Annotated in this window: 20 protein-coding genes; 11 read left to right on the plus strand and 9 right to left on the minus strand. The window is 73.4% G+C overall.

Annotation, left to right across the window (positions count from 1 at the left end; genetic code table 11):
- Positions 1-14: 14 nt before the first annotated feature.
- Positions 15-1,004: an FkbO/Hyg5 family chorismatase gene (locus KZQ38_RS24250; protein ID WP_219444793.1), complete on the minus strand. Its 990-nt coding sequence runs from the start codon at positions 1,002-1,004 to the stop codon at positions 15-17.
- 343 nt (positions 1,005-1,347) lie between these two features.
- Between KZQ38_RS24250 and KZQ38_RS24255 the strand changes: the two genes are divergently transcribed.
- From KZQ38_RS24255 to KZQ38_RS24275, 5 genes are read left to right on the plus strand one after another with little or no spacing between them, the layout of a single operon-like run.
- The gene (locus KZQ38_RS24255; RefSeq protein ID WP_219444794.1) at positions 1,348-3,228 is read left to right on the plus strand and encodes an AMP-binding protein; all 1,881 of its coding nucleotides are present in this window, start codon (positions 1,348-1,350) and stop codon (positions 3,226-3,228) included.
- On the plus strand, positions 3,225-4,688 hold the full coding sequence (locus tag KZQ38_RS24260) for an FAD-dependent oxidoreductase (RefSeq protein ID WP_219444795.1): 1,464 nt from the start codon (positions 3,225-3,227) through the stop codon (positions 4,686-4,688). Before KZQ38_RS24255 ends, KZQ38_RS24260 begins: the two co-directional genes overlap by 4 nt.
- A 56-nt stretch (positions 4,689-4,744) precedes the next feature.
- A complete protein-coding gene (locus KZQ38_RS24265) occupies positions 4,745-5,308 on the plus strand; it encodes an EF-hand domain-containing protein (RefSeq protein ID WP_219444796.1) in 564 nt (187 codons plus the stop codon).
- Positions 5,305-6,357, plus strand: coding sequence for an AMP-binding protein (locus KZQ38_RS24270; RefSeq protein ID WP_219444797.1), 1,053 nt, complete (start codon positions 5,305-5,307; stop codon positions 6,355-6,357). The genes KZQ38_RS24265 and KZQ38_RS24270 overlap by 4 nt, the downstream gene beginning before the upstream one ends.
- Position 6,358: 1 nt before the next feature.
- A complete protein-coding gene (locus KZQ38_RS24275) occupies positions 6,359-7,666 on the plus strand; it encodes an aldehyde dehydrogenase family protein (RefSeq protein ID WP_219444799.1) in 1,308 nt (435 codons plus the stop codon).
- Here KZQ38_RS24275 and KZQ38_RS24280 read toward each other — a convergent pair whose 3' ends face one another.
- Both KZQ38_RS24280 and KZQ38_RS24285 read right to left on the minus strand, forming a co-directional pair.
- A complete protein-coding gene (locus KZQ38_RS24280) occupies positions 7,667-7,873 on the minus strand; it encodes a helix-turn-helix domain-containing protein (RefSeq protein WP_088985077.1) in 207 nt (68 codons plus the stop codon).
- The gene (locus KZQ38_RS24285; protein WP_219444801.1) at positions 7,873-8,352 is read right to left on the minus strand and encodes a DUF2975 domain-containing protein; all 480 of its coding nucleotides are present in this window, start codon (positions 8,350-8,352) and stop codon (positions 7,873-7,875) included. The genes KZQ38_RS24280 and KZQ38_RS24285 overlap by 1 nt, the downstream gene beginning before the upstream one ends.
- Positions 8,353-8,535: 183 nt before the next feature.
- Here KZQ38_RS24285 and KZQ38_RS24290 point away from each other — a divergent pair, with 183 nt between their 5' ends.
- Complete coding sequence (locus KZQ38_RS24290) at positions 8,536-11,298, plus strand: AfsR/SARP family transcriptional regulator (RefSeq protein WP_308258568.1); 2,763 nt, start codon at positions 8,536-8,538, stop codon at positions 11,296-11,298.
- 5 nt (positions 11,299-11,303) lie between these two features.
- On the opposite strand, the gene KZQ38_RS24295 is transcribed toward KZQ38_RS24290, so the two are convergent.
- Positions 11,304-11,738 (minus strand): MarR family winged helix-turn-helix transcriptional regulator, encoded by a 435-nt coding sequence (locus KZQ38_RS24295; protein ID WP_219444803.1) that lies wholly within the window; start codon positions 11,736-11,738, stop codon positions 11,304-11,306.
- 205 nt (positions 11,739-11,943) lie between these two features.
- Between KZQ38_RS24295 and KZQ38_RS24300 the strand changes: the two genes are divergently transcribed.
- On the plus strand, positions 11,944-13,368 hold the full coding sequence (locus tag KZQ38_RS24300) for a DHA2 family efflux MFS transporter permease subunit (RefSeq protein WP_219444805.1): 1,425 nt from the start codon (positions 11,944-11,946) through the stop codon (positions 13,366-13,368).
- A gap of 9 nt (positions 13,369-13,377) precedes the next feature.
- Here the strand turns inward: KZQ38_RS24300 and KZQ38_RS24305 are convergent, their stop codons facing one another.
- The gene (locus KZQ38_RS24305) at positions 13,378-14,355 is read right to left on the minus strand and encodes a hypothetical protein (RefSeq protein ID WP_219444807.1); all 978 of its coding nucleotides are present in this window, start codon (positions 14,353-14,355) and stop codon (positions 13,378-13,380) included.
- Positions 14,356-14,435: 80 nt separating this feature from the next.
- Between KZQ38_RS24305 and KZQ38_RS24310 the strand changes: the two genes are divergently transcribed.
- Positions 14,436-14,957 (plus strand): GtrA family protein, encoded by a 522-nt coding sequence (locus tag KZQ38_RS24310; protein WP_308258569.1) that lies wholly within the window; start codon positions 14,436-14,438, stop codon positions 14,955-14,957.
- 2 nt (positions 14,958-14,959) lie between these two features.
- On the opposite strand, the gene soxR is transcribed toward KZQ38_RS24310, so the two are convergent.
- The gene (soxR, locus tag KZQ38_RS24315) at positions 14,960-15,421 is read right to left on the minus strand and encodes a redox-sensitive transcriptional activator SoxR (RefSeq protein ID WP_219444809.1); all 462 of its coding nucleotides are present in this window, start codon (positions 15,419-15,421) and stop codon (positions 14,960-14,962) included.
- A 49-nt stretch (positions 15,422-15,470) separates the two neighbouring features.
- Here soxR and KZQ38_RS24320 point away from each other — a divergent pair, with 49 nt between their 5' ends.
- On the plus strand, positions 15,471-16,883 hold the full coding sequence (locus KZQ38_RS24320) for an MFS transporter (protein WP_219444811.1): 1,413 nt from the start codon (positions 15,471-15,473) through the stop codon (positions 16,881-16,883).
- On the opposite strand, the gene KZQ38_RS24325 is transcribed toward KZQ38_RS24320, so the two are convergent.
- Positions 16,834-17,484 (minus strand): TetR/AcrR family transcriptional regulator, encoded by a 651-nt coding sequence (locus KZQ38_RS24325; protein ID WP_219444813.1) that lies wholly within the window; start codon positions 17,482-17,484, stop codon positions 16,834-16,836. The genes KZQ38_RS24320 and KZQ38_RS24325 overlap by 50 nt on opposite strands.
- 94 nt (positions 17,485-17,578) lie before the next feature.
- On the minus strand, positions 17,579-18,259 hold the full coding sequence (locus KZQ38_RS24330; RefSeq protein WP_219444815.1) for a papain-like cysteine protease family protein: 681 nt from the start codon (positions 18,257-18,259) through the stop codon (positions 17,579-17,581).
- A 325-nt stretch (positions 18,260-18,584) separates the two neighbouring features.
- Between KZQ38_RS24330 and KZQ38_RS24335 the strand changes: the two genes are divergently transcribed.
- Together KZQ38_RS24335 and KZQ38_RS24340 are read left to right on the plus strand one after the other, a co-directional pair.
- Positions 18,585-21,194, plus strand: a complete 2,610-nt coding sequence (locus tag KZQ38_RS24335; protein WP_219444817.1) for a helix-turn-helix transcriptional regulator — start codon at positions 18,585-18,587, stop codon at positions 21,192-21,194.
- 41 nt (positions 21,195-21,235) lie between these two features.
- Complete coding sequence (locus KZQ38_RS24340; protein WP_219444819.1) at positions 21,236-21,910, plus strand: S1 family peptidase; 675 nt, start codon at positions 21,236-21,238, stop codon at positions 21,908-21,910.
- A 66-nt stretch (positions 21,911-21,976) separates the two neighbouring features.
- Here KZQ38_RS24340 and KZQ38_RS24345 read toward each other — a convergent pair whose 3' ends face one another.
- Positions 21,977-24,667 (minus strand): alpha/beta hydrolase family protein, encoded by a 2,691-nt coding sequence (locus tag KZQ38_RS24345; RefSeq protein WP_219444821.1) that lies wholly within the window; start codon positions 24,665-24,667, stop codon positions 21,977-21,979.
- Positions 24,668-24,782 lie beyond the last annotated feature (115 nt).

The raw sequence follows: 24,782 nt of genomic DNA on the forward strand, positions 1-24,782 counted from the left end.
AGGCGGCGGATCGCTCACCCGGCCGCGGGCACCACGCCCTCGATCTCGACCAGCAGCTCGCGGCGGCAGATGTCGGCCACGACGAACGCGACCTCCGCGCCGAGCCCGAACGCGCGGGCGCAGCGGGCGCGGACCGCGTCGAGGTCGCGGGCGCGGCGCACGTAGACCTTGATCGCGCGCAGGTCCGCCAGGGACAGGTCGGTGTGGACGCGGTAACGCGCGGTGTTGGCGCGGCCGATCAGGGTCTCGACGTTGCGCAGCGCCACGTCGCACTGCCGCTCGACGTCGCCCGGGTGCAGGCTGGTGTGGCCGACGACGCTCGCCGTGCCCGCGACGTGCAGCACGCCCCGGCCGGGCGTGGTCGGGTCGGGGCAGACCCAGCTCGCCCTCGCGAAGCTCGGCGGGCGCGGCCCGTAGCGGCGCGGGTAGTGGTACGCGGCGACCTGCCACGGGTTCTCCAGGTGCGTGACGGCGGCGGAACGCGTGGCCAGCAGGTAGAACGTCACCCCGCCGCCGCGGGCGCCGATCCCCGTCGCGGCGGGCATCACGATGCCGCGGCGGCGGTACCGGTCGAACGCCTCGGCGCGCCCGACGCAGAAGTCGCGGTAGTTCTCCACACCCGCGTCGTTCTCGCCGTTCACGTCCTGCACCAGGTTCCACATCCGGAACAACCCGGGGAAACCCAGGCCCAGCGCCAGTTCGAACGCCGCCGAGTAGGCGCGTTCGGTCGCTTCCGCGTACCGGCCGCGCGCGGGCACGTGACCGGACAGGAAGAGGTTGTCCCGGGTGTGCGCGTAGACCAGGCCGTCGCACTGTCCTGAATGGACCGGTCCGGGGGTGCTCCAGGTCTCGGTGAACCCGGACGCCGGGTCGGTGTGCAGCCACAGGTGGGGTGTGCCGCGGACCAGCTCCGGCGGCGCCCCCGCGCCGCCGTGGTGGACGACGGCGAGCCTCGACGTCCCGGGCGGGGTGCGTGTGTCGAACCGACAGGTGGGAACGGTCATGGTGCTCCTCGGGTGGGCCGTGGTTGAACGGATACCGCTGCTCCGGCTCCCCGGGAAGCCCGCGGCCGGCGCGGCGGCCCGGTGCGTGCCGCCGACCGCCGGTCACCACAACCGCATGGGATGACAAGGGATTGCCGGAACGGCCCAACGCGCGTGACGTAGCGCCGAACGACCCGCCGCGCCCCGCGCCCCGACCCGAGACCGCCGGACGTGCCGGGTCCGAACGGGTAGTCCTGCGTGAATCCACACGATGGGGTGGCTGTGGTTGCGGACGCCTGCCCCGTCACCGCCCCTGTGGCACGCTGCGCCCAGCACCGGGGGGACCGAGATCCGAGGAGCCGTGATGGGACGCGCGAGCGGTGTGGCGCACACGCCGTGGCCGGACGATCTCGCGGCGCGCTACCGGGCGGCCGGGTACTGGCGGGGCCGGACGTTCGGCGCGCTGCTGTCCGAACTGGCCGGTGCGCACGCCGACCGCACGGCCGTGGTCGGCGGGTCGGTGCGGCTCACGTACCGCGAGCTGGACGACCGGGCGCACCGCCTCGCCGCCGGCTGGCACGCGCTGGGCGTCCGGCCCGGTGACCGGGTCGTGCTGCAACTGCCCAACGACGCGGACTTCCTGCCCGTCCTGTTCGGCCTGTCCCGAGCGGGCGCGTGGCCGGTGTTGGCGCTGCCCGCGCACCGCGAGGCGGAGCTGCGGCACTTCGCCGGTACCGCCGGGGCGGTCGCGGTCGTGACCGCCGGCCCGGAGCGCGCCGCCGCCGCCCGGCGGGTCGCCGCCACCGTGCCCTCGGTGCGCCACGTGGTCGTCGCGGGCGGGCGGGTGGCGGGCACCACCGACCTGGCCGAGGTGACCGCGCCGCCACGCGACCTGGCCGACCCCGATCCGGGCGGTGTGGCGCTGCTCCAGCTCTCCGGTGGCAGCACGGGCCTGCCGAAGCTCATCCCGCGCACCCACGACGACTACCTCTACAGCGTGCGGGAGAGCGCCCGGATCTGCGGTCTGCGCCCGGACGACGTCTACCTCGCCGCCCTGCCGGTGTCCCACAACTTCCCGCTGTCCTCGCCCGGCGTGCTCGGCGCGCTGCACGCCGGCGCGACCGCCGTGATGGCGCCGGACCCGTTCCCCGCCACCGCGTTCGAGCTGGTCGAGCGGGAACGCGTGACGGTGACGGCGGTCGTGCCGCAGCTCGCGCGGGCCTACGCGCGGGCCGCCGCGTCCGGCGGGCGCGACCTGTCGAGCCTGCGGCTGCTCCAGGTCGGTGGCGCGCCGTGCGCGCCGGAGCAGGCCGAGCAGGTCGCCGCCGCGCTGGGGTGCGCGCTCCAGCAGGTGTACGGGATGGGGGAGGGGCTGGTCTGCTACACGCGGGCGGACGACCCGCCGGAGGTCGTGTTCGGCACGCAGGGCCGACCGATCTCCCCGGACGACGAGCTGCGGGTGGTCGACCCGGACGACCCGGCGGCGCCGTCGGACGCCGAGGTCGCGCCGGGTGAGGTCGGCGCGCTGCTCACCCGCGGCCCGTACACCGTCCGGGGCTACTACCGGGCCGACGCGCACAACGCGACCGCGTTCACCCCGGACGGCTTCTACCGCACCGGCGACCTGGTGCGGCGCACCGCGACCGGGCACGTCGAGGTGGTCGGCCGGATCAAGGACCAGATCAACCGGGGCGGCGAGAAGATCGCCGTCGAAGAGGTGGAGAACCACCTCCGCGCGCACCCGGACGTGCTGGACGCGGTCGTCGTCGGCGTACCCGACGAGTACCTGGGCCAGCGCAGCCTGGCGTTCGTCGTGCCCGCCGGTGACGCGTCCGCGACGCTCACCGCGCAGGGCCTGCGCCAGTTCGTCCGCACCCGCGGTGTCGCCGACTTCAAGGTGCCCGACCAGGTCCGGGTGGTGGACCACTTCCCCGTCACGGGTGTCGGGAAGACGAGCAGGCGCGAACTGCGCGCGGAGGTCGCGCGGCGCGCCCACGAGAGGGAGACGAAGGAACCGATGATGACCGAAGCCGTCCGGGCCCGCGTCGCCGCGGTGCTCGGCGAACCGGCCGACGGGCTGGCGGACGACGAGGACCTGCTGGCCCGCGGTCTGGACTCGCTGCGGCTGGTGGACCTGGTGGAGCGGTTGCGCGAACTGGGCCTGGACACGTCGTTCGGCGAGCTGGCCGAGACGCCGACCATCGCGGCGTGGGCCGACCTGGTCGTGCGGGAGGGTCGCGGGTGACCGACGAGCGGTTCGACGTGGTCGTGGTGGGTGGCGGCCCGGCAGGCTCGTCGGTGGCGACGCTGGTGGCGCGACGCGGGCACTCGGTGGTGCTGCTGGAGAAGGAGCGGTTCCCGCGCTACCGGATCGGGGAGTCGTTGCTGCCGTCCACGGTGCACGGCGTGTGCCGGCTGCTGGAGGTCGGCGACGAGGTCGCGCGGGCCGGGTTCGTGGTCAAGCGCGGCGGCACCTTCCGCTGGGGCGCGGGGGAGGAGGCGTGGAACTTCCTGTTCGCCATCTCGCCGAACCTGGCCGGCCCCACCTCGTACGCCTACCAGGTCGACCGGATGGTGTTCGACGAGATCCTGCTGCGCAACGCCGAGCGCCACGGCGTCGACGTCCGCGAGGAGTCCGCGGTCACGGCCGTGCTGCGGGACGGCGGCGGGCGCGTGGACGGCGTGCGGTACACCGACCCGGGCGGTACCACGCGGACCGCGCGCGGCCGGTACGTGGTGGACGCGTCCGGCAGCACCGGCCGGCTCTGGACCGCCACCGGCGGCACGCGGCACTACTCGGACTTCTTCCGGAACATCGCCGTGTTCGGCTACTTCCACGGCGGGACGCGGCTGCCCGGCCCGGACAGCGGCAACATCCTGTGCGCGGCCTTCGACGCCGGCTGGTGCTGGTACATCCCGCTGTCCGACGAGTTGACCGGTGTCGGCGCGGTCGTCCACCGCACCCGTGCGCCGTCCGTGCAGGCCGACCGCGAACAGGCGTTGCTCGACCTCATCGGCCGTTGCGACATCGTGGCCGACCACCTGTCGGCGGCCACCCGCGTGACGGAGGGCGCGCACGGCGTGGTCCGCGTGCGCAAGGACTACTCGTACGCCACGAACAGCTTCCGCGCCGACGGGATGCTGCTGGTGGGCGACGCGGCCTGCTTCGTGGACCCGGTGTTCTCCACCGGCGTGCACCTGGCGACCTACGGTGGGCTGCTCGCCGCGCGGTCGATCAACAGCGTGCTGTCCGGCGAGGTCGGTGAAGCGGCGGCGATGGCGGAGTTCGAGAACCGCTACCGCCGCGAGTACCGCGTGTTCTACGAGTTCCTGACCGCGTTCTACGACATGCAGCAGCACGAGGACTCCTACTTCTGGCGCGCGCGCAAGGTCACGGGCATCGGCGATACGGACCTGGAGGCGTTCGCCACACTCGTCGGCGGTGTCGCGTCGGGTGATCCCGGCCTGGGCGGGGCGCGCACGCGCATGGCGACGGCCAGCCGCGACCTCGTGCGCGGGTTCGCGGCGGCCGGTGCGGCGGGCACGCCCGCCGGCGAGCGGATGTCCACGCTGTTCCGCACACCGGTGGTGCGGGAGGTCATGGCCGAGGCCAGTCGGATGCAGGCGCTCGGCACGTCGGAGAGCCCGCTGCTGCCCGGTGGTCTGGTGCCCAGCGCGGACGAGCTGGGCTGGGTGGCGGGCTGAACCACCGGTCGCCGCCCGGCGGCCGGCGTGACCGAGAACAGGGAGACACGAGCATGATGACCCTCTCGCCACTGGTGGAGAGCAAGCTGGAGCGCCGGTTCCGCACCTACGACCTGGACCGGGACGGCGTGGTCACGCGAGCCGATTTCGAGCTGGTCTCCAGCCGGGTCGAGAAGACCTTCGGCCTGGCGCCCGACCACCCCGCCGCCACCCGGCTGCGCGAGGTGCTGCTGGGCATCTGGACGAGGCTGGCCGCGGCGAGCGACGTGGACCGGGACGACCAGGTCACGTTGGCGGAGTACAAGGCCGCGTTCGAGCGGCACGTGCTGGTCGACCGGGAGGCGTACTCCCGCGCGTACCAGCCGTTCATCGACACCATGATGGAGATCGCCGACGCCGATGGCGACGGCCGCGTGACCGAGGGCGAGTACGTCAAGTGGTACACCGCGCTGATGGGCCTGCCGCCGGACGAGGCGGCGGAGGCGTTCCGACACCTGGACCGGGACGGCGACGGCTACCTCGGCCACGAGGAGATCACGGCGGCCGTGCTGGAGTTCTACTTCAGCGACGACCCGGACGCGCCGGGCAACTGGATGGTCGGCCGCCCACCGGGCGCGTGACCGCGCCACCGGCGCTGGACGCGCCGTTCGACGCGCTGCCCGACCTCGCGACCGCCGTGGAAGCGGCCGTGCGCTGGCACTTCGACCCGAGCACGGGTTCACCGTTCTGGCTCGACCTCGCCCGGTCGCTGCCGTTCGACCCGCTCCGCGACGTCACCGGACCGGCCGACCTGCGCCGCTTCCCCGACGTCAGCGACCGCCTGCGGACCGCGCGCGTGGAAGACCTGGTGCCCAAGGGTTTCGGCGACCGGGTGCCGCTGGTGTTCGAGAGCGGTGGCACCACGGGCGCGCCGAAGCGCGTGGTGGAGCTGGGTTTCTGGCACCGCACCGCGCGCTGGATCGACCGCTGCCTGGACGCGCACGGCGTGGCTGCGGCCGGGAACTGGCTCTACCTCGGGCCGACCGGTCCGCATGTCGCGGGGTACGCGTTCGGCGTGGTCGCCGCCTTGCGCGGCGGCGCGTTCTGCACCGTCGACTTCGACCCCCGCTGGGTCAAGCGCCACCCCGGGCAGGTGGACGACTACCTGGACCACGTTGTGGGCCAGGCCACGTCGCTCCTGCGCACGCAGCGGATCTCCGTGCTGTGGGCGACGCCGCCGCTGCTCGTGGCGATCGCGGACCGCCCGGCGGTGGCCGAGCTGGTGGCGTCCACTGTGGACACCATCGTGTGGTCCGGTGTCGCGGCGGGTCCGGAAACCCTGCACCTGCTGGACAACGAGGTGTTCCCCGACGCGCGGGTGATCGGCGTGTACGGCAACACGGTGATGGGCGCGGCACCCCAACGCCCCGGACCGGGTTGCGTGTTCGACCCGTTCGCGCCGCACAGCGTGATCGAGGTGTTCGACCCGGACACCGGCGTGCCGGTCGGCTACGGCGAGCGCGGCCGGGTGCGCGTCCACCACCTGTCGGCGGACATGTTCCTGCCGAACGTGGTGGAGCGGGACCTCGCGACCCGCCGACCGCCGGCCGTGCCCGGCGGCCCGGACGGGGTGTCCGACGTGGTGTCGGCCCGCCGGACGACCGGAACGTTCGAAGAAGGCGTCTACTGACGTGCGAGTGGTCGACCCCATCGGGCCGGACGGTGAGCGTGCTTCCCGTGACCGGTGCGTGCTCACCGATGTATCGGGTGAACCCGCGGTGGACCTGGGCCTGGCCCCGCCGTTGTCGGTGCGGCTGACCGCGCGCCGGATGCGTGCGCGACCGCCGCAGTGCGAGCGGGAGCGGCTGGCCGCGATCGCCCGCGCGGGCGAGTTGTTCGCCGGTGCGGAGATCGACGGCGAGTCGCCCGCGGACTACTGCCACGACCACGCCCGGCTCTCCGGCGTGCCCGTCGCGGCGGCGGTCCGCGCCCTGTCGGTGTTCCGCGACGCGGCGGCACGGGTGGAGGAGGTCGTGCGCGCCCAACGCCCGCCCGACCTGAGCGGTTGCGCGTGGACCCGTCGCGGTGACGTGCTGGGCGTGCTCGCGCCCGGCAACCACCCCCTGCCGCACGCCCTGTGGCTGACCGCGATCGCCCTCGGCTGGCGGGTGGCCGTCCGGCCGTCGACGCGTGACCCGCTGACCGCCGCGCGCCTGGCGAAATCGCTCCACCTCGCGGGGCTCGACCCCGGTTACTGCGCGCTGCTGCCGGGTGTGCACGAGTCGGGCGACGCGTTGCTGTCCGCGACCGACCTGGGCCTGGTCTTCGGTTCCCGGGACACCGTCGCGCGGCACGCGGGCGATCCGCGGGTCCGGGCGTTCGGCCCCGGGAATTCGAAGATCCTGGTGACCGCGGACGTGGACTGGCGTGAGCACCTGGACGTCCTAGTCGCCTCGATCGGCGGCGAAGGCGGCACGCAGTGCCTGCACGCGACGGTGGTGCTCGTGGAGGACGAGGCGGACGAGGTGGCCGAAGCCCTCGCCGAAGCGCTGGCCCGCCACCCCGTCCGGCCGCCGGAGCACCCCGACGCGACGCTCCCGGTCGCGTCGCTCGCGTCGGCGGTGCGCATCACCGACGCGTTCACCGCGCACACCGGGATTCCCTGCGCGCCGGCGGAGATCGGGGACGGCAGCGCCGCGTTGCGCCCCGTGGTGATCGCGCCGCGCGACACGACCGCCCGTCCCGTGGAGATGCCGTTCCCCTGCGCGTGGGTCCGGCCGTGGCGACCGGAGGACGGCATCGGGCCGTTGCGGGACAGCCTGGCGCTGACCCTGCTGACCCGTCGGCGGGACGTGGTGGCGCGGTGCGTCGAGGAGCCGACGATCCGCGCCGTCCACTGGGGGCCGACGCCGACCACGACGTTCGACCCCCTGCGCCCGCACGACGGCCACCTGGCCGAGTTCCTGATGACCACCAAGACCGCGAGCGGGTGGGCGTGATCAGTCCTCGACCCACTCGAGCAGGTCGCCGGGCTGGCAGCCGAGCACCCGGCACATGGCTTCCAGGGTGCTGAAGCGCACGGCCTTGGCGCGGCCGTTCTTCAGCACCGCCACGTTCGCCGGCGTGAGCCCGACCCGTTCGGCGAACTCGCCCACGCTCATCTTGCGCTTGGCCAGCTCGACGTCGATGCGCACGACGATCGGCATCAGATCACCGCTTCCATGTCGGTGCGCAGCGTCGTGGCCTGACGCAGGAGGGCACGCATCACCACGACCACCAGGCCCAGCACGGCGACGCCGACCGACACGAGGAACAACAGCAGCGGCAGGCCCGGGTCGTCCCAGGTGAAGCCGATGTAGAGCAGCACGCACACCAGGGTCGCCCAGCCGGCGGCGATGGCGCGGACGATCACGTCGACCCACTTCAGCGCGGCGTCGGTGAAGATGCGGTCGCTCTTGACCAGGGTGAGCAGCTTCCAGGTGGCGACGACGACCACTTGGACGCACACGACCCAGAACACGGACACGGCCGTCAACGGCCACCTGAGGTGCGCGAGGTCCGGTGACTGCTTCGCCATGTGGGCGAACTGCCCGGGGAGCGACATGGTCTGGAACAGGACCAGGACCCCGAACAGCAGCACGAGGAAAACCCTGAGCGGACCGACCGCTCGATGCTCCGACAACATGCATCGAGTATCGCTGCGTACCTATCGAAAGTCAATCGGTGTCTATCGCTTCGCGATGCCGTGGGGCCTGTCGTCCAGCCCGGCCCCACCAGCCGGGTGCGCGATGCGGCCCGCTGACGGCGGAAGCCGGCCCGGGAACCACCTGTGGCCCGCACCGGCCACACTCTGATATTCCGGCGCGGAGTGACAGGCACGGGCAGGGTGGTGGTGGCGGTGTGGTTCCGGTTGTTGGGCGGTATCGAGGCCGAGGCCGACGGGGTCCCGCTCGACCTGGGGTCGGCCAAGCAACGCGCGGTCCTGGCGGTGCTGCTGGTGGAGGCGGATCGGCTGGTGCCGGCGGACCGCGTCGTGGACCGCGTGTGGGGTGAGCGGGCGCCCGCGCGGGCGCGGAACTCGTTGCACACCTACGTGTCGGGGTTGCGCGCGGCGTTGTCGGGTTCGGCGGTGGAGCTGATCGGCCGGTCCGGCGGCTACCGGCTCGTCGTGGACGAGCTGCGCGTGGACGTGCACCTGTTCCGCGACCTGGTGACCCGGGCCCGTGCGGCGGACGACGAGCGGGCCGCGGCGTTGTTCGAGCAGGCGCTCGGGCTGTGGCGGGGTGAGCCGGTGGCGAACCTGGACACGCCGTGGGCGGTGGAGCTGCGCACCGCCCTGGAACGGGAGCGCCTGGCCGCCGAGCTGGATCGCGCCGACACGGGCTTACGCCGCGGTCGGCACGCCGAGCTGCTGCCCGGCCTGGCCGACCGCGCGCAGCGGTACCCGTTGGACGAGCGGGTCGCCGCCCAGTTCATGCTCGCCCTCTACCGCAGCGACCGGCCGGCCGACGCGGTGGAGCACTACCACCAGGTCCGCACCCGGCTGGTCGACGAACTCGGCACCGACCCCGGTCCGCGGCTCCAGGACCTGTACCACCGCGTCCTCAACGCCGACCCGGACCTGACCCCCGCCACGTCGGTGCCCCGCCAGCTCCCCGCGACGCCCCGGCTGTTCACCGGTCGCGCCCACGAACTCGCCACGCTCACCGCCGCCCTGGACTCCGCCACCGGCACCGCGGTGGTGATCTCGGCGTTGACCGGCGCGGGCGGCATCGGCAAGACGTGGCTCGCTCTGCACTGGGCGCACCACCACCACGACCGGTTCCCCGACGGTCAGCTCTTCGTGGACCTGCGCGGGTTCAGCTCCAACGGCCCGCCCATGGCGTCGGCCGACGCGCTGCGCGGCTTCCTCGACGCCCTCGGCGTCACCGCGGAGCGCATACCCACCGACCTCGACGCGCAGGCCGCGCTGTACCGCAGCCTGCTCGCCGACCGGCGGGTGCTGGTCGTGCTGGACAACGCCGCCACCGCCGACCAGGTGGTCCCGCTGCTGCCCGGCAGCCCGTCGTGCACGGCCCTGGTCACCAGCCGCAACCGGTTGCCGGCGCTGGTCGCCCGGCACAGCGCCCGAACGCTGCCCCTGGACGTGCTCACGGACACCGAGGCCCACGCGCTGCTGACCGCGTCCCTGGAACCGGACACGGCCGACGAGGACGCGATCGCCGAACTGGTCGCGCTGTGCGGCGGGTTCCCGCTCGCGCTGAGCCTGATCGCCGCCCGCGTCCAGCACCTGACACCGGCCGAGGCCGTCGCCGAGCTGCGCGAGTCGGGCCTGGACGCCCTGGACGACGACGACCCCGCCGCCAGCCTGCCCACCGTGCTGTCCTGGTCCCTGCGCCCGCTCACCGACGAGCAGCGGCAGGTGTTCGCCCTGCTGGGCATCGCACCGGGTCCCGACATCGACCTGCCCGCCGCCGCCTCCCTGGTCGGGCTGCCCGAGGCGCAGACGCGCAAGGCCCTGCGCGCCCTGGAGGACCACTCGCTCCTCCTCCGGCACCCGCACGGCCGCTACGCGATGCACGACCTGGTCCGCGCCTACGCCGCCACCACCGCCCACGACCACCTCACCGAGCCGGTGCGCCGGGCCGCGCTGGAACGGGTCGTGGACCACTACCTCCACACCGCCCACACCGCCGACCACCTCCTGGACCCGCACCGCGCCCCGATCCGCCTCGACCCGCCCGCCGCGGACGCCCACCCGAGACCGCTGGCCGACCAGCAAGCCGCGCTGGCGTGGCTGGACACCCACCACCCGCACCTGCTGGCCGCCCAGCACACCGCCGCCGCCGGCCGCCGTCACCGGACCGTGTGGCACCTCGCCTGGACCTTGCACGTCTTCCACCGGCGGCGGGGCCACCGCCACGACCGGCTGGCCGTGTGGCAGGCCGCCGCCGAAGCCGCCGACCAGTTGGACCCCGCCACCCGCGCCCACGCCCGGCGGTTCCTCGGCCAGGCACACGCGGTGCTGGAGCAGCACGAGGAGGCCATCGAGAACCTGCACCAGGCGCTCGCCCTGGCCGAACTCCACCACGACGCCACCCAGCAGGCCCGCATCCACCAGGCCATCGCGCGGGCGTGGGAGGTCCAGGGCGACGACCACCGGGCACTGAAGCACGTCCGGCACGCGCTGGACCTCTACCGCACGCTGGACGAGCCGGTGCGGGAGGCCGACACCCTCAACGGGGTGGGCTGGTTCGCCGCCCGCGTGGGCGACTACGACACCGCCCGCGCCCACTGCCTCGCCGCGCTGGTCCTGTCCCGGGAGCACCAGGACGCCAACGGCGAGGCGTACACGCTGGACAGCCTCGGCTACATCGACCACCACAGCGGCCGGCACGACCAGGCCGTCGTGCACTACCGCCAGGCCCTGGCCCTGTTCCGCGCCCTCGGCAACACCACCGAGGCCGCCAACACCCTCCACAAACTGGGCCACCCCCACGCCGCGCTGGGCCAACACGCCGAAGCCCGCGCCGCCTGGGAGGAAGCCCTGGGCCTGTACCGGGACCAGGGCCGCGAGACCGCGGCCCAACGCGTGCGCCGACAACTGGACGACCTCGACCCGCCCGGCTGACCCCGCTACCGACCTTCGACCGGTCCCGCGTACCGCAGCCGGGCGACCACGGCGGCCGACCGCTCCTCGAACGCCGCCTGGTCGAGCTGGGCGCCGAGTTCGGCACCGCAGACGCCGTCCGCCTCGTCGGCCAGGGCGCGGCCCGCGTCCGTGATGGCGCAGTACACGCCTCTGCGGTCGAAGTCGCACCGGACACGCCCCACGAGCCCTTTGCCTTCGAGTCGCGCGGTCAGCCTGCTCACGGAGGACTGCTCCAGGCCGAGCACGCTGGTCAACTCGTGCACACGCATCCCACGGGGGTCTCCGTCGCGCAGGGCCAGGAGCGTGAACAGCTCGGACAGAGTCACGTCGTGGGTGCGCGCCAACCGCTTGTCGAGCGCTTGGTTCACGCGTGCGGTCAGTGCGCTGAGCCTGCGCCACAGCAGGGTGTCATCGGTCATCGGACGTCCCCGACCGGCGCGTTAAGTACATGTTCATGCATCTTATAGAGGGCTTCCGACGACGGCCAGTGTCGTGATCACTGCTGTGAGCAGCGAACAACGAGCTTGTCGGATTGAACAACATGCATGCAGTTGCATCTAACTGCTACGGTTCGTGCACCGGTGGACGACCGGCGGTGACGAGCGAGTGGATCGGTGGTGCGACATGACGACGGGGGATGCCTCGGCGGACGCGGGTGCGGGTGCCGCGCGTGGTGACCGGTTAGATCCCGCGTACCTGCGGATGGCCGCGGTGCTGTTGCTGGGCATGCTGCTGGCGCTGCTCGACGAGACGATCGTCAACGTGGGCGTGCGGACGCTCACCACGAGCTTCGACTCCTCGTTGGCGACGATCCAGTGGGTGACGGCGGGTTACTTGCTCGCGGTCTCGGTGGCCGTCCCGTTCTCCGGCTGGGCGGTGGACCGGTTCGGCGGCCGGACGATGTGGCTGACCTCGGTGGTGCTCTTCGTGCTCGGCTCCGCGCTGTGCGGCATCGCGTGGTCGGCGGAGAGCCTGATCGCCTTCCGGGTGGTCCAGGGCCTCGGTGGCGGCATGGTCGTGCCGGTCGTGCAGGGCATGTTGGCCGCCACCGCGGCACCGGGGCTGGTCGCCAGGGCGATGGGGTTGATCTCGATCCCGTTGGTGGTCGGGCCGGTGGTCGGCCCGGTCGTGGGCGGGCTGTTCGTCGACCTGGTGAGCTGGCGGTGGATGTTCTTCGTGAACGTGCCGATCGGCGTCGCCGCTGTCGTTCTGGCGCTGGTGACCCTGCCACGCGACCGGCGCGAAGGCGTCGGGAACCGCAAGCTCGACGTCGTGGGCCTCGCCCTGCTGTCGCCGGGGTTCGCGCTGCTCGTCCACGCGTTCTCCACGGCCGGTGCCCGGGGCGACTTCTCCGCCGGCACCGTGCCGGCGTTGCTCGGTGCCGTGCTGCTCGGCGCGTACGTGGTGCACGCGCTGCGGACCCGGGTCGAGCCCTTGATCAACGTGCGGATGTTCGGCAACCGCGGCTTCACCTTGGCCGCGGTGGTCATGTTCCTCGTGGGCGCGGTCGCCAACGCGTTGTTGTTCCTGACGCCCCTGTACTACCAGGACGCACGCGACTTCACGGCGGTGCACGCCGGACTGCTGCTGGTCCCGTCCGGCCTGGTCGGCGCCCTCGGCTCGGCCCTGGTGGGCAGGGCGGCCGTGAAGTTCACCGCCCGGGTCACCACGTCCACCGGTCTGCTGCTCGCGGCGCTGGGTGCGTACGCCTACACGTTCGTGGGCGCCGACACCAGTCAGGCGCTGCTGGTGGTCGCGCTGGGCGTGACCGGGTTCGGCATCGGGTTCGCGATCCCCGGCACGATGGCGTTCCTGTACCAGGCGCTCGGCCCCGAGTCGGTCGCCCGTGCCACCGGCGCGTTGTTCATCTTCAACCAACTCGGCGGCTCGGTGGGCATCGCCGCGGTCGCCGTGACCCTGCAGGCACGACTCACCGCCGCGTCGTCCGCTCCCGCCGCGTTCGGCAGCGCCTACTGGGTCGTCGTGGTGCCGGCCCTGATCGGCGTGCTCGCCGCCGTCCTCCCGCCCGGGCCCGGCCGGGTGGGCTGACGTCCCGGCTCACCGCGGCACGTCGGGCAGCCGGTGCACCGCCTCCAGCGCCCGGTCGAGTTCGCGTTCCACCAAGCGGTCCCGGTGCCAGATCGTCCGGTGTTCCCGCTTCGGGATCGGGAGGAAGCCGGTGGCGCGGGGGCGCCAGTCGTCGTCGAAGGTGATGACGCCGGCGGCGGGGAAGTCCCAGCCGGTGCGGTCCGCCGGGAACGGCGGGTCGGGGACCGGGCTGGTCGACGGCAGGTCCGGCAGCGGCCCGTCGTCCGCCCTCGCCGCGTGCTCCCGGACCGCGGCGGCCCGGAAGGCGAAGTACGTGGACGCCTCCGGGTGGAGGAGCAGCACCAGCCGCCGCGGCGACACCGTGCGCAGCGCTTCCACGTACTCCCAAACGGTTCCGGGACTGGGCGTAGCGGACAAAACCACCACGTGCGCGTCGCGGAGCAACGCGGAGACGGTCCCCTGCCAGTCCGGGCCGGTCACGTAACCGCGTTCCGCGCCCAGTTGCGGTGTCCGCTCGCCCGGTCGGCCGATCGCCACGACCCGCCCGAACCGGCTCAGGTACTCGACCAGGTACTGCTCGCGGGTCAGGCCGCGGCCGGACATGAGGGCGCCGAGGGGATCGCCCGGCGTCTCCGGCGGGTTCGCCAGCCACTGGTCCGTGGTGAAAGAACGCAGGTAGAGGACGTAACGGGTGCCGGCCAAGCCCTCCAGCGACCCGACCGCCCCGGTGCGGTACCGCCGGCCCGTCGTCATCAGGTGGCGGCCCACCTCGAACACGACCGCGCCGGTACCGCCGACCACGGCCTTGATCCCCACCGCCACCGGCCAGGACAGGTCCGGCGCGTCCAGCCACCAGGCCAGGTTCCGGGCGGACAGCACGAAAGCGCCGATGAACAACAGCACGCCGGGGACGCACAACGCCCAGGCCAGGACCGTGATCGCCCAGCCGGCCACCACGTCGCCGGCCCGTCGTGCCGCAGTGTCCACCGCACCTCCAACACCCGGATCGTAGGGGCGCCGTCCAGCAGTCCGGAGTGGACGGTCGCCGGAATCGGTAGGGTGGCGCGGTGTCGGTCGCCCGGAGGGTCCTCGTGCTGGTGGCAGGTCGGTTGCGCGAGCACCGCGAACTGGTGAAGTTCCTGGTGGTGGGCGGCACGTGCTTCGTGATCACCGCCGTGGTCAACTACGTGCTGAAGTTCACCGTGCTCACGGGCAAACCCGCTACGGCGCTGGTCATCGCCACCATCGTGTCGACGGTGGTCTCGTACGTGCTCAACCGCGAGTGGTCGTTCCGCGCGCGGGGCGGCCGGGAGCGGCACCACGAGGCGGCGTTGTTCTTCCTGATCAGCGCGGTCGGCGTGGCCCTGAACCCGCTGCCGCTGCTGGTGTCCCGCTACGTGCTGGGACTGCGGCAACCCGAAGTCGGCCTGCTGGTCCAGGAAGCGGCCGACTTCGCCGCCGGGATGGTGCTGGGCACGCTGCTGGCCACGGCCTTCCGGTGGTGGGCGTTCCGGCGGTGGGTCTTCCCGGAGCGCACGCCGGCCGAACCGCCGGTCGTGCCGGACGTCGACCTGGACGAGGCCGCCTGAGGTCAGGGTTCGTCGTCGGGGTGGAGCAGGAGTTGCGGCCCGGCGCCGTGCTCGCTGAGGCTGTCACCCGGGTTGAGCACGTAGCAGCGCCGCAGTGACAGGCACCCGCACCCGATGCAGCCGGTGAGTTCGCGCTGCAACTGCTCGACCTCCCGCCGCCGCGCCTCCAGGTGCTCCCGCCACCGGTTCGCGATCCGGTCCCAGTCCCGCTTGCCCGGCATCCGGTCGTCGGGCAGCCCCGCGAACACCTCGGCCACCTCGGCGAGCGGGATGCCCAGCCGCTTCGCGAACAGCACCAGCGACAGGCGGCGCAGCACGTGCCGCGGGTAGCGGCGCTGGTTGCCCGCCGTCCGGACCGAGGTGATCAACCCCTGCGCCTCGTAGAAGCGGACGGCCGAGGTGGCGACGCCCGCGCGGCGCGCGAGTTCGCCGATGGTCAGCAGATCGGTCGGTGCGCGTGACATGGCCGCTCTCTTGACTTGAAGTCCACTTGAACTCCTAGCGTAGCGCGACGTGACCGGAAACCCTTCGCACGCCCCGTCCACGACGGACCAGGCCGACACCACCGGGCGGTGGTCCGAGCTGTTCTCCGGCCGCTACGCCGCGACCGTGCTGGTGCTCGCCGGCGGTGTCGCGCTGTACGCGATGAACCTCTACTTCACGGCGGCGCTGATGCCGTCGATCGTCGCCGACATCGGTGGCGCCGAGTTCTACGCCTGGGTCGCGACCGGCTTCCTGATGGCCGCGGTCATCGCCTCCATGATGGTCAGTCGCGTGCTGACCGCCCGGGGCGCGTCCGGCGCGTACCTCGTCGGCTTCCTGGTCTTCGCGGTCGGCGCGGCGGTGAACGCGCTCAGTCCGACGATGGAGGTGCTGATCGCGGGTCGGGTCGTGCAGGGCTTCGGCGGCGGCCTGCTCGCCGGGCTCGGCTACGCCGTCATCCGGACCGCGTTGCCGGACCACCTGTGGGCGCGCGCGGCCGGGCTCGTGTCGGCGATGTGGGGTGTCGGCACGCTCGTCGGACCCGCGCTCGGCGGTGTCTTCGCCCAGTTCGACGCGTGGCCGTGGGCGTACGGGCTGCTGTTCGCCGTCGCGGTGGCGCTGGCCGCGCTGACCCGGAAAGCGTTGCCCCGCAAGACGACCGCCACCGGCGAGCGGACGCCCGTGCCGGTGTTGTCGCTGGTGCTGCTGACGTTGGCGGCGACCGCGTTCAGCCTCGGTTCGACGGTGGCGCCGGGCGCGCCGACCGCGATCGCGCTCGGCGTCGGCGCGGTGCTGCTGATCGCCTTCCTGGTCGTGGAGGCGCGGGGTCCGGTGAGCGTGCTGCCCGGCCTCACCTACGTGCGCGGCACGTCGCTGAAGTGGGTCTACCTCACGGTCGCCGCCCTGTGCGCGGGCGTGATGACGGAGAACTTCATCCCGCTGTTCGGCCGGGAGCTGGGTGGCCTCTCGCCGCTCGCGGCCGGGTTGCTCGGCGCGGCGTTGTCGGTCGGGTGGGTCGTCGCGCAGCTCCTCAGCGTCAACCTCGGCACGGCGGGGGCACGGCGGGCGATCCTGGTCGCACCGCTGCTGCTGACCGGCGGGCTGGTGGCGTTCGGCGCCCTCCAGGCCGACGGCGCGTCGACGCTGCTCGTGGTGCTGTGGGCAGTGGTGCTGCTCGTCGCGGGCATCGGTATCGGCTTGGCGTTCCCGCACCTCAGCGTGGCCGCGATGAGCAGCACGGACGACCCGGCGGAGGGCGCGCGTGCGGCGGCGGCCCTCAACACCACCCAGCTCATCACCTACACCGTGACCTCGGCCATCGCGGGCACGTTGATCAGCCTCGGCGGATCGCCGGTCGGGTCGGCCCGCCTGCTGGCGTTCGGGATCGCGGTGCTCACGGCGCTCGGGACGGCCACGGCGGTGTTCTCCACGCGACGCCGTTAGGGCGGCACAGGATCTGCGTGGTGGCGTCGATGAGGACGGCGGCCACGGTGCCCGCGTTCAGCGACCGGCCGGTGAGCAGCAGGTCGAAGGCGTCGAACGAGGTGTGCAGCCACAGCACGTGCGCGGCGTGGTCGGTGGTGATCCCGTCGCGCAGCACGCCCTGCTCGCGCAGGCGACGTGCGAGGACCGCCAAGCCCTGCGCCCGTTCGCGCTCCAAGCGGCGGATCGTGCCGCCCACCGCCGCGGTGTCCAGTCGTGCCATGGAGAACAGCGCGCGCAGCACGTCGCGGTGCGTGGCGTACACGTGCACGTTGCCGCTGATGGCATCCCGGAGAGCGCGCCTGGCATCGGGATTCCGCACCGCCTCGGTCAAGTCGATGTGGCGCAACAGGTTCGCGGCGAACGCGGCGAACAGGCCCGTGCGCGTGCCGAAAGCGGTGTAGATCGTGGATCGGGACACGTCGGCGAGTTGGGCCACCTTCTCCATCGTGACCGGTTCGGAGGGCGTTTCGACCAGGCACCGGTGGACGGCGTCGAGGATGCGCCTCCGGGTCAGGTCGGCGGACTGCGCCCGCAGCCGCTGTCGGTACTCACGTGCCATGGTCACCAGTCCGGTCGGCGGGCCACCGGCCCGCGGGGCGGTGGGACGGCGGGCCTGCCGGGAACCGGCCCGGTTCCCGGCAGGTCGGTGCGCCTCAGCCGGCCTTGGTGATGTTCACGATGGTGTCGCCCCACGTGAACCGGGAGTTGCGCTGGTACTGCGAGTAGGACCAGGTCTGGTAGCGCTGGTAGCTCGGCCACGGGTCGCCGACCAGGATGGTCTGGTTCGCCGAGTCGTAGCCGTAGACGACCTCGGCGTGCCCGCCGCCCGAGGTCCAGTAGATGCCGGTGAGGTTGGGGATGCCCGCGTCGATCTGCTTGGTGATCGAGGCGAAGCTGATCGGCCCGTTGGCGTCCTCGGCGTGGAACCCGGTGCCCTGGAAGCCGTCGACGATCTCCGGGATCTCCGCGCCCTCGTTGGGGCAGTAGCCGGGCACGCTGTGCTTGCCCGCCGCGCAGAACACCTGCTGGCTGACGGCGCTGCCGAGGAGCCGTTCGATGCTGGCGCCGGTCGCGGCCCAGCACCACTGGTCCTGCTGCTGGACCTGCTGCGTGTAGTTCAGCCGCTTGGCCGCCTGCGGCGTGACACCGGCCAGGGCCGCGCTCGGCGGCTGCACCTCCCGGACCTGGTCGTGCACTTCGGTCCTGATGAGCCCGTGCGGGGCGCCCTGATCCCCGGCCGCCGCGGCCACCGGCGGCGTGAGCGCGGTGGTGGCGAGGGCGAGGGTGACCGCGACCAGGCAGGGGAGGCCCCGTCGGGTGGATGTCCGATCCACGTGTTTCTCCTAGCAGGGGGAGGAAGGGAACCGGCACCGGCCATTCGCAGGGGGACGGCCGGCTCGACACCCACCCTGCGCAGGTCGCGCACCCCCGACAACGGCTGCCCGCGTGCACCGCGCCGACGTGTGATCGTTCACCACCGGTCCACCCCGGCGGAATCGAGCGGCAGCAGCGTCCGAACAGCGGCTCCTCGACGGGAATCACGGCACGGCGGAGAACATTCACCGCTCGTTCACCGGCTGTGAACCGCCCGCCGGTGTCCACTGAGGACACCGGTCGTCGTTCCGCGGGCTTGCGGCACGCAGTACGGTCGGAGCCGGGATGGATCTTCTCGGCCGGGAGGAGCTGCTGGTCACCGCGCGGGCGGCGCTCGCGCGGGGTGGCGTGCTGCTGAGTGGTCCCGCGGGTATCGGGAAGACCGCACTGCTGGACGTGCTCGCGCCTCCCGGCACGGCGCCGCGGAGCCGCCCGGCCGAGGCCGACCGGCGGGTGCCCGGCCTGGTGCTGGCCGACCTGTTCGCCGACGTCCGGGTCGACCTGCCCGCCCCGCGCCGGGAGGCGCTGGACCGCGTGCTGCGCCGCCGGGCGGGTGAGCCCGAGCCGCTCGCGTTGCGCCTGGCGGTGTTGACCGCGCTCCGCGCGGCCGACCGGCCGGTGGTCGTGGACAACGGGCAGTGGGTGGACGAGTTGTCGGCCGACGTCCTCGCGTTCGCCGCGGCCAGGACCGCGGGGCGGGTGGTGGTCGCGAGCCGCGAACCGTGGGCGGCCTGGCGTGGTGAGGTGGTCGAGGTGCCGCCGCTGACGCCCGCGGCGACCGCCGAGTTGATGGCCGCGCACGGCCACGTCGACGTGCGGCTCACGGGCGGCAACCCGTGGTACGCCGTCGAGTTGGCCGGGTCGCCGGGCGTCGTCCCGGTGCGGCTGCGGCGCTTCGTCGCGGAGCTGCTGGCCGCCCAACCCGCCGGGACGCGGGCCACGTTGCTGCTCGCCGCCCTGGTCGACCGCCCGGACGTCCGCACGCTGGTCCACTGCGGACGGCCGGCGGCGGCCGGGGAACTCGCGGGTTGCGACCTGGTGCGGGTGGCCGACGACGGGCGCGTGCACTTCCGCCAGCCGCTGGTGGCCGCCGCGATACCGCTGGTCGTGCCGCCGGACGAGGTGCGCGCGGCACACGCCCGGCTCGCGGGGCTGGTGGCCGACCCGGTGGACAGGGTGCGGCACCGGGCGCACTCGGTGGCCGGGTACGACGAGCCCACCGCCGCGGCGCTGCTGCGTGCCGCGCGGGCGGCCCGGCGCGGGGGAGCGCTGGACCGGGCCGCCGAACTGGGCGGGCTCGCCGCCGACCGCACCCCGCCCGGGTCGCCGTCCCGCGTCGCGGCTCGCCGGCTGCGTGCGGCGGGTGACGCGCTCGGCGCGGGCAGGCCGGGGCTGGCGACCGAACTGGCCCGCGCCGTCCTGCGGTCGCCCGCCGTGCCCCGCGGCCAGCGGGTCCGGGCCCGCCTGGTGATGGTCGACGCGCTCGGCTACGACCGGACCGCGGCGGATCGGCTGGTGGGCGAGGCGTTGTCCCACGCCAGGGGCGAGGCCGCCCTGGAGGCGCCCGCCGAGTTCCGGTTCGCCCGGCACGCCGCGGTGAGCGGCGACTACCGCGCCGCCGCACGCCACCTGGCCGACGCCGTGCTGCTCGCCAGGGCCGCCCGGGACCTGCGCACCGAGGTCGGGTCGCTGTCCTCGCTCGCCCTGTGCCAGGCCGCGCTGGGCGACGCGACCGCGGTCGACACCCTGGAGCTGGCGTGCCGCATCGCGCCGGACCACCTGGCCTTAGGCCACGTCGGGACGCGGTGGGCGGCGGCCAGGCTCGACCTGTTCGCCGACCGGCTGCCGTCCGCCGCCGAGCACCTCACGGCGTTGCTCGACCACGCCGACGACCGGGGTGCGCTCGCCGAGGTGGTCGGCATGACGTGGGCGGCCGTCGAGGTGTGGGTGGCGATGGGCCGGTGCGACCACGCGCTGCGCCGGGCCACCGAGTGCCTGCGGGTCGCGGAGACCACCGGGACGGACCTCGCGCCGGCCCTCTACGGCGCCGCGCTCGCCGAGGCGTACGGCGGCGACCCGGCGGTGGCGGACGCGCTGGCCGACCGGGGCGCGCGGCGGGCCGAGTCGGACGGCGACCACTCGTTCCTGGCACGCAACCTGCACGCGCGTGGTCTGGCGGCGTTGGGCGCGGGCGACCCGGAGGCCGCGCTGCCGCCGCTGCGGCGGGCGGTGGCGATCGAGCGGGACGTGGGCGTGATGGACCCGGCGGTGTTCGCGGTACGCGCGGACCTCGCCGAAACCCTCGTCACCGCGGGGCGGCTGGAGGAGGCCGCCGGGTTGATCGGCGGCGCGCGGGCGTGCGCGGTGCGGCTCCGGCGGCGGGGCGTGGTGGCGTCGCTCGACCGCGCCGACGGGATGCTCCGCTTGGCGCTCAAGGACCACGGCCGGGCCGAGCGGTCGCTCCGGGCGGCGGTGGAAGCACACACCGAGCTGGGGCAACCGCTGCAACTCGGGCGTGGCCTGCTGGCGCTGGGCATCGCGGAACGCCGTCGCAAGCGCCGCGGCTCGGCACGCGAACTGCTCGAACGGGCCCGCGAGGTGTTCACCGACAGCGGCGCGCCGAGGTGGGCCGCCAAAGCCGCCGCGCTGCTGGGCGACACACCCGGTGGGGCCGCGTTGACCGGGTTCGAGGCGCGGATCGCGCGGGAGGTCGTCGAGGGCGCGGGCAACCCCGAGGTCGCCGGGCGGCTCAACATCAGCGTCAAGACGGTCGAGGGCGCGTTGACCCGGATCTACCGCAAGCTCGGCGTGCGCAACCGCACCCAGCTCGCGGCCCGGCTGCGGCGGGAGCGGGAATTCCCCGTTTCCGACCCGCGAACCGGCCGCTCATCCTGACTCTCGCTTGTCCCCCCTGCCTAGTGGACGAGGAGAACACCTTGCGCGCCATCATCCTTGCCTGCGCACTGCTGTGCGCGGTGGCCACGCCACCGGCGAGCGCACGAGCCGGTGACGACGTCTCACCCCTGATCATCGGCGGCACACCGGTGACGTCCGCGCCGTGGGCCGCGGCGATCTACCGCAACGGCTCGTTCACCTGCTCCGGCACGATCATCTCGCCGGACTGGGTGCTCACCGCGAAGCACTGCGTCGGCTCGGGCCTGACCGTCAAGGTCGGCAACGTGTACCGCGAGCAGGGCACGCGCGGCACGGTGAGCCAGTACGTCAACCACCCGCAGGCCGATCAGTCCCTGCTGAAGCTGAGCGCGCCCATCCAGGCCGGCCAGTTCTCGAAGCTCGCCGACGCCAACCCGGCCAACGGCACCACGAACCAGATCTACGGCTGGGGCTACACCAGCCGCAACGGCCCGGTCTCGCCGCAGCTCAAGACCGCGGACGTGCGGATGACCTCGGTCTGCCGCGACTACTACGGCGGCCAGGCGCTGTGCACGAGCCGGATCAACGGCAACGCGTGGTCCGGCGACTCGGGTGGCCCGCAGGTCTTCAACGGCCTCCAGGTCGGGGTCGCCTCCACGGCGGACGGGTCTTCCACGCAGCAGTACAGCAGCGTGCCCGCGACGCGGGCGTGGATCCGCTCCACCGCGGGCGTCTGACCGCGTGCCGGGCCGGGGTGGTTCGCGCCGTCACAGGTGCGGTGCGAACCACCCCGGCCCGTCCGGTCACGAACCGTCGGTCACGGTGCCGGTGAGTTCGAACCCGGGGCTCGACGGCTCCGCCGGGATGCGCACCCGGATCTTCTCGACGGGCTCGACCTCGGCGTCGGGCACCGTGGGCACCACGATGTCCGCGCTCACCTCACCCGGCGGGATGTAGAGCAGGACGCGCACCCTCGTGCTCGACAGCGGCCGGGGCGGCAGCGGGTTCTCCTCGCTGGAGTTGTACCGGAACCACTCGGGGTCGACGTCGGTGGTGGACAGCTCCGGTCCTTCGGCCGGCGGTGCCACCGAGCCGGGCCGGACGACGCTGAGGTCGGCGGGAGCGGACAGCGTCGCCCGCCACTTCAGCTCGCCGCCCTCGGTGACGGGGTCGGCCACCGGGGTGATGGTGAGCGTCGGCTGCGGGTCGTCGTCCACCACGGTCAGGCCACCCGAGTGACGACCGGCGACCGTACCCCGCACGGCTTTCGCGAGCACCATGCGCCGGAACGTGGCTCCCCACCGGGTGTTCCCGGTGACCTGCATGGGGATTTCGACGGTGTGCCGTCCGGGTTGGAGGGTGACGAGCTGCTGGGCGAACTCGCGCCCGGACTCGTTGAGGACGAACAGCCGCACCGCGCCCGCGCCCTCACCGGCGACGGTGACCGGCACCTGGACGGTCCGCGTGCCGGAATCGCCTTCCGGCACGCTGATCTGCCCGACGTCGACCCGCGGCAGCGCGACCGGCCGGACGTCCGGCAGTCCGGGTGCGCGGCCGTGTGCGTCGATGAGCCAGGCTTGTCCGGTGCCGCCGCTGGTGTTGATCTCCAGTGCGGTGATCTGACGCAGGTCGATGCCGTGCCTGGGCAGGGGGACGCGGACTTCCTGCGCCCAGCGGGCCGACATCCGCTCTGTGGCGGGCAGTCCGTCGAGCGTGGCGGTGCCGAGCGGTGCGCGTCGCCCGGCGGCGTCGGTGATGGCGATCTCGAACCGGCTGCTCTCGGAGTTCGGCGGGACGATCAGCCGCAGCGCGAGGTCTTCGGCTCGCGCCAGGGAAACCGCTCCACCGGGCCGCACCACCGCCGTCCCGCCGGCGGACCAGCTCAGCGCCACGGCCCGCCGACCCGGTTCCGGCACGATCCCGTAGAACCTGGTGAAGTGCGGCGAACCCCGCCACTCGACCGGCGGCACGCAGGACGTCGTGGTGTCGCGCGTGACCTGGTCGCACATCCGTGCGGTGCCGGTGGCTTCGGTGTTGTCGTCGGGGGTGACGAGGGGTGTGCGTGCGCCGCCGAGGGCGTGGCTGAGCACGCGGGCGGGGTCGGCGGAGGGTGCGCGGACGCCGGTGCCGTCGAGCAGTGGCAGGACCTTCTGGTCGCCGGTGATGAAAAGCCGTGCCGCGGCGGCGATGTAGGTCGCACCGGCGGCCTGCTGCTGTGCCGCGGTGAGCCGGTGCGGCGTGCCGGGCGAGCAGACGACGTCTACCGGCGGTGACGCGAAGTCGTCGGACGCCGGGGCCTCCGCCTGGCCCGGTGTCCACTCGGTGTTGAAGTAGTTGTGGTTCGCGCCGACGAAGTAGAGCGCGCTGTGCAGTGCCGTGCCCCGGCTGACGCCTCGCGTCGCGTCCAGGTACATCTGGCCCTGGAGGTCGCTCACGTCACCGTCGCAACCCGGCAGGATCGTCACCGAAGGCACGTCCGGAGCCGCGTTCTGGCCGAAGATGGTCGGGCCGATCAGCAGGTCGCCCTTGATCTGCCAACGCACCGGCCCGTCGTAACCGCTGCCCGGCGGCGGGGGAGTGGTGCTGTCGATGGCGGCCCGGTTGACGCCCTCGCCGCCACGCGAGTGCCCGACCAGGAACACCTTCGACAGGTCCGCGACCGGTGACGCGCGCACGACCTCCGGCGCGGACGCACGGCCCGAGCCCGCCCAATCGGCCCACTTCGCCAGGTGCGAGCGAACCAGTGCCGACCGCGCACCCGCACCGGACTCGGGATCACGGGCGTCCTGCGCGTTGACGCCGTTGGCGGAGATGGACACCGTCACGTATCCCTGCGACGCCAACAGTTCCTGCGCCTGGAGGTACCCCCGGTAGCTGGGTACGGGCTTCGTGCCTCCCGGGCACGGCCAAGCGCCCAGGATCTCCTCCGGGTCGGCCGGGTCGTAGCACGTGAAGTGCCTGCCGTGCAGGAACAACGCCAACGGCCGCCGACCGGGGGCGTCCTTCGGCGCGACGACCACGGCCCGCATCTCGATCGGCGTCGCGTAACCCGGAACCTCGACGGGGTCCAACGCGTACTCGCCACCCCGGGTCCGGAACGGACCGGGCCGACCGGGATCCACCGCGCCGACCGGCAGCGGCGCGGCCACCGGCGGAGGCGCGACGAGCGGGCGCGCCGGCGGTTCCACGACGTCCAACCGCCTGCCCGAACTGCGCACCTGGAGCCGGTCCACCCCCCGGACGTCGGCGTCGGGCAACGTGTAGGTGCGCAGGTCGGCGGACGGGCCGGGCACGCCGAGCCGCCGGTCCCCGTCCCAGAACTCGATCGCGGCGTCACCCGGCGGGATCGGCTCGGCGGCCGTCCACGTCAGCTCCGAGCCGGAGATCGCCCAACCGGGCGGTGGTCCGGTGGTCACCGGTTCGGCGACCGCGACCACCGGCGAGGCCAGCCCCACCACCAGCAGGGCAGGCAACGACAACTTGACCAACATCATGCAAATCCCCCTTGAATTGGTCAATGCACGATCAGTTCTAGTGCCGCCGCGGATCGGGGAACAAGAGCTGAACGCAGCATCCTCCGGCTGATACAATGTGCCGAGCAGCGCGAGC

The sequence above is a fragment of the Saccharothrix obliqua genome (genome assembly GCF_019375475.1).
Classification (GTDB): Bacteria; Actinomycetota; Actinomycetes; order Mycobacteriales; family Pseudonocardiaceae; genus Actinosynnema; species Actinosynnema obliqua.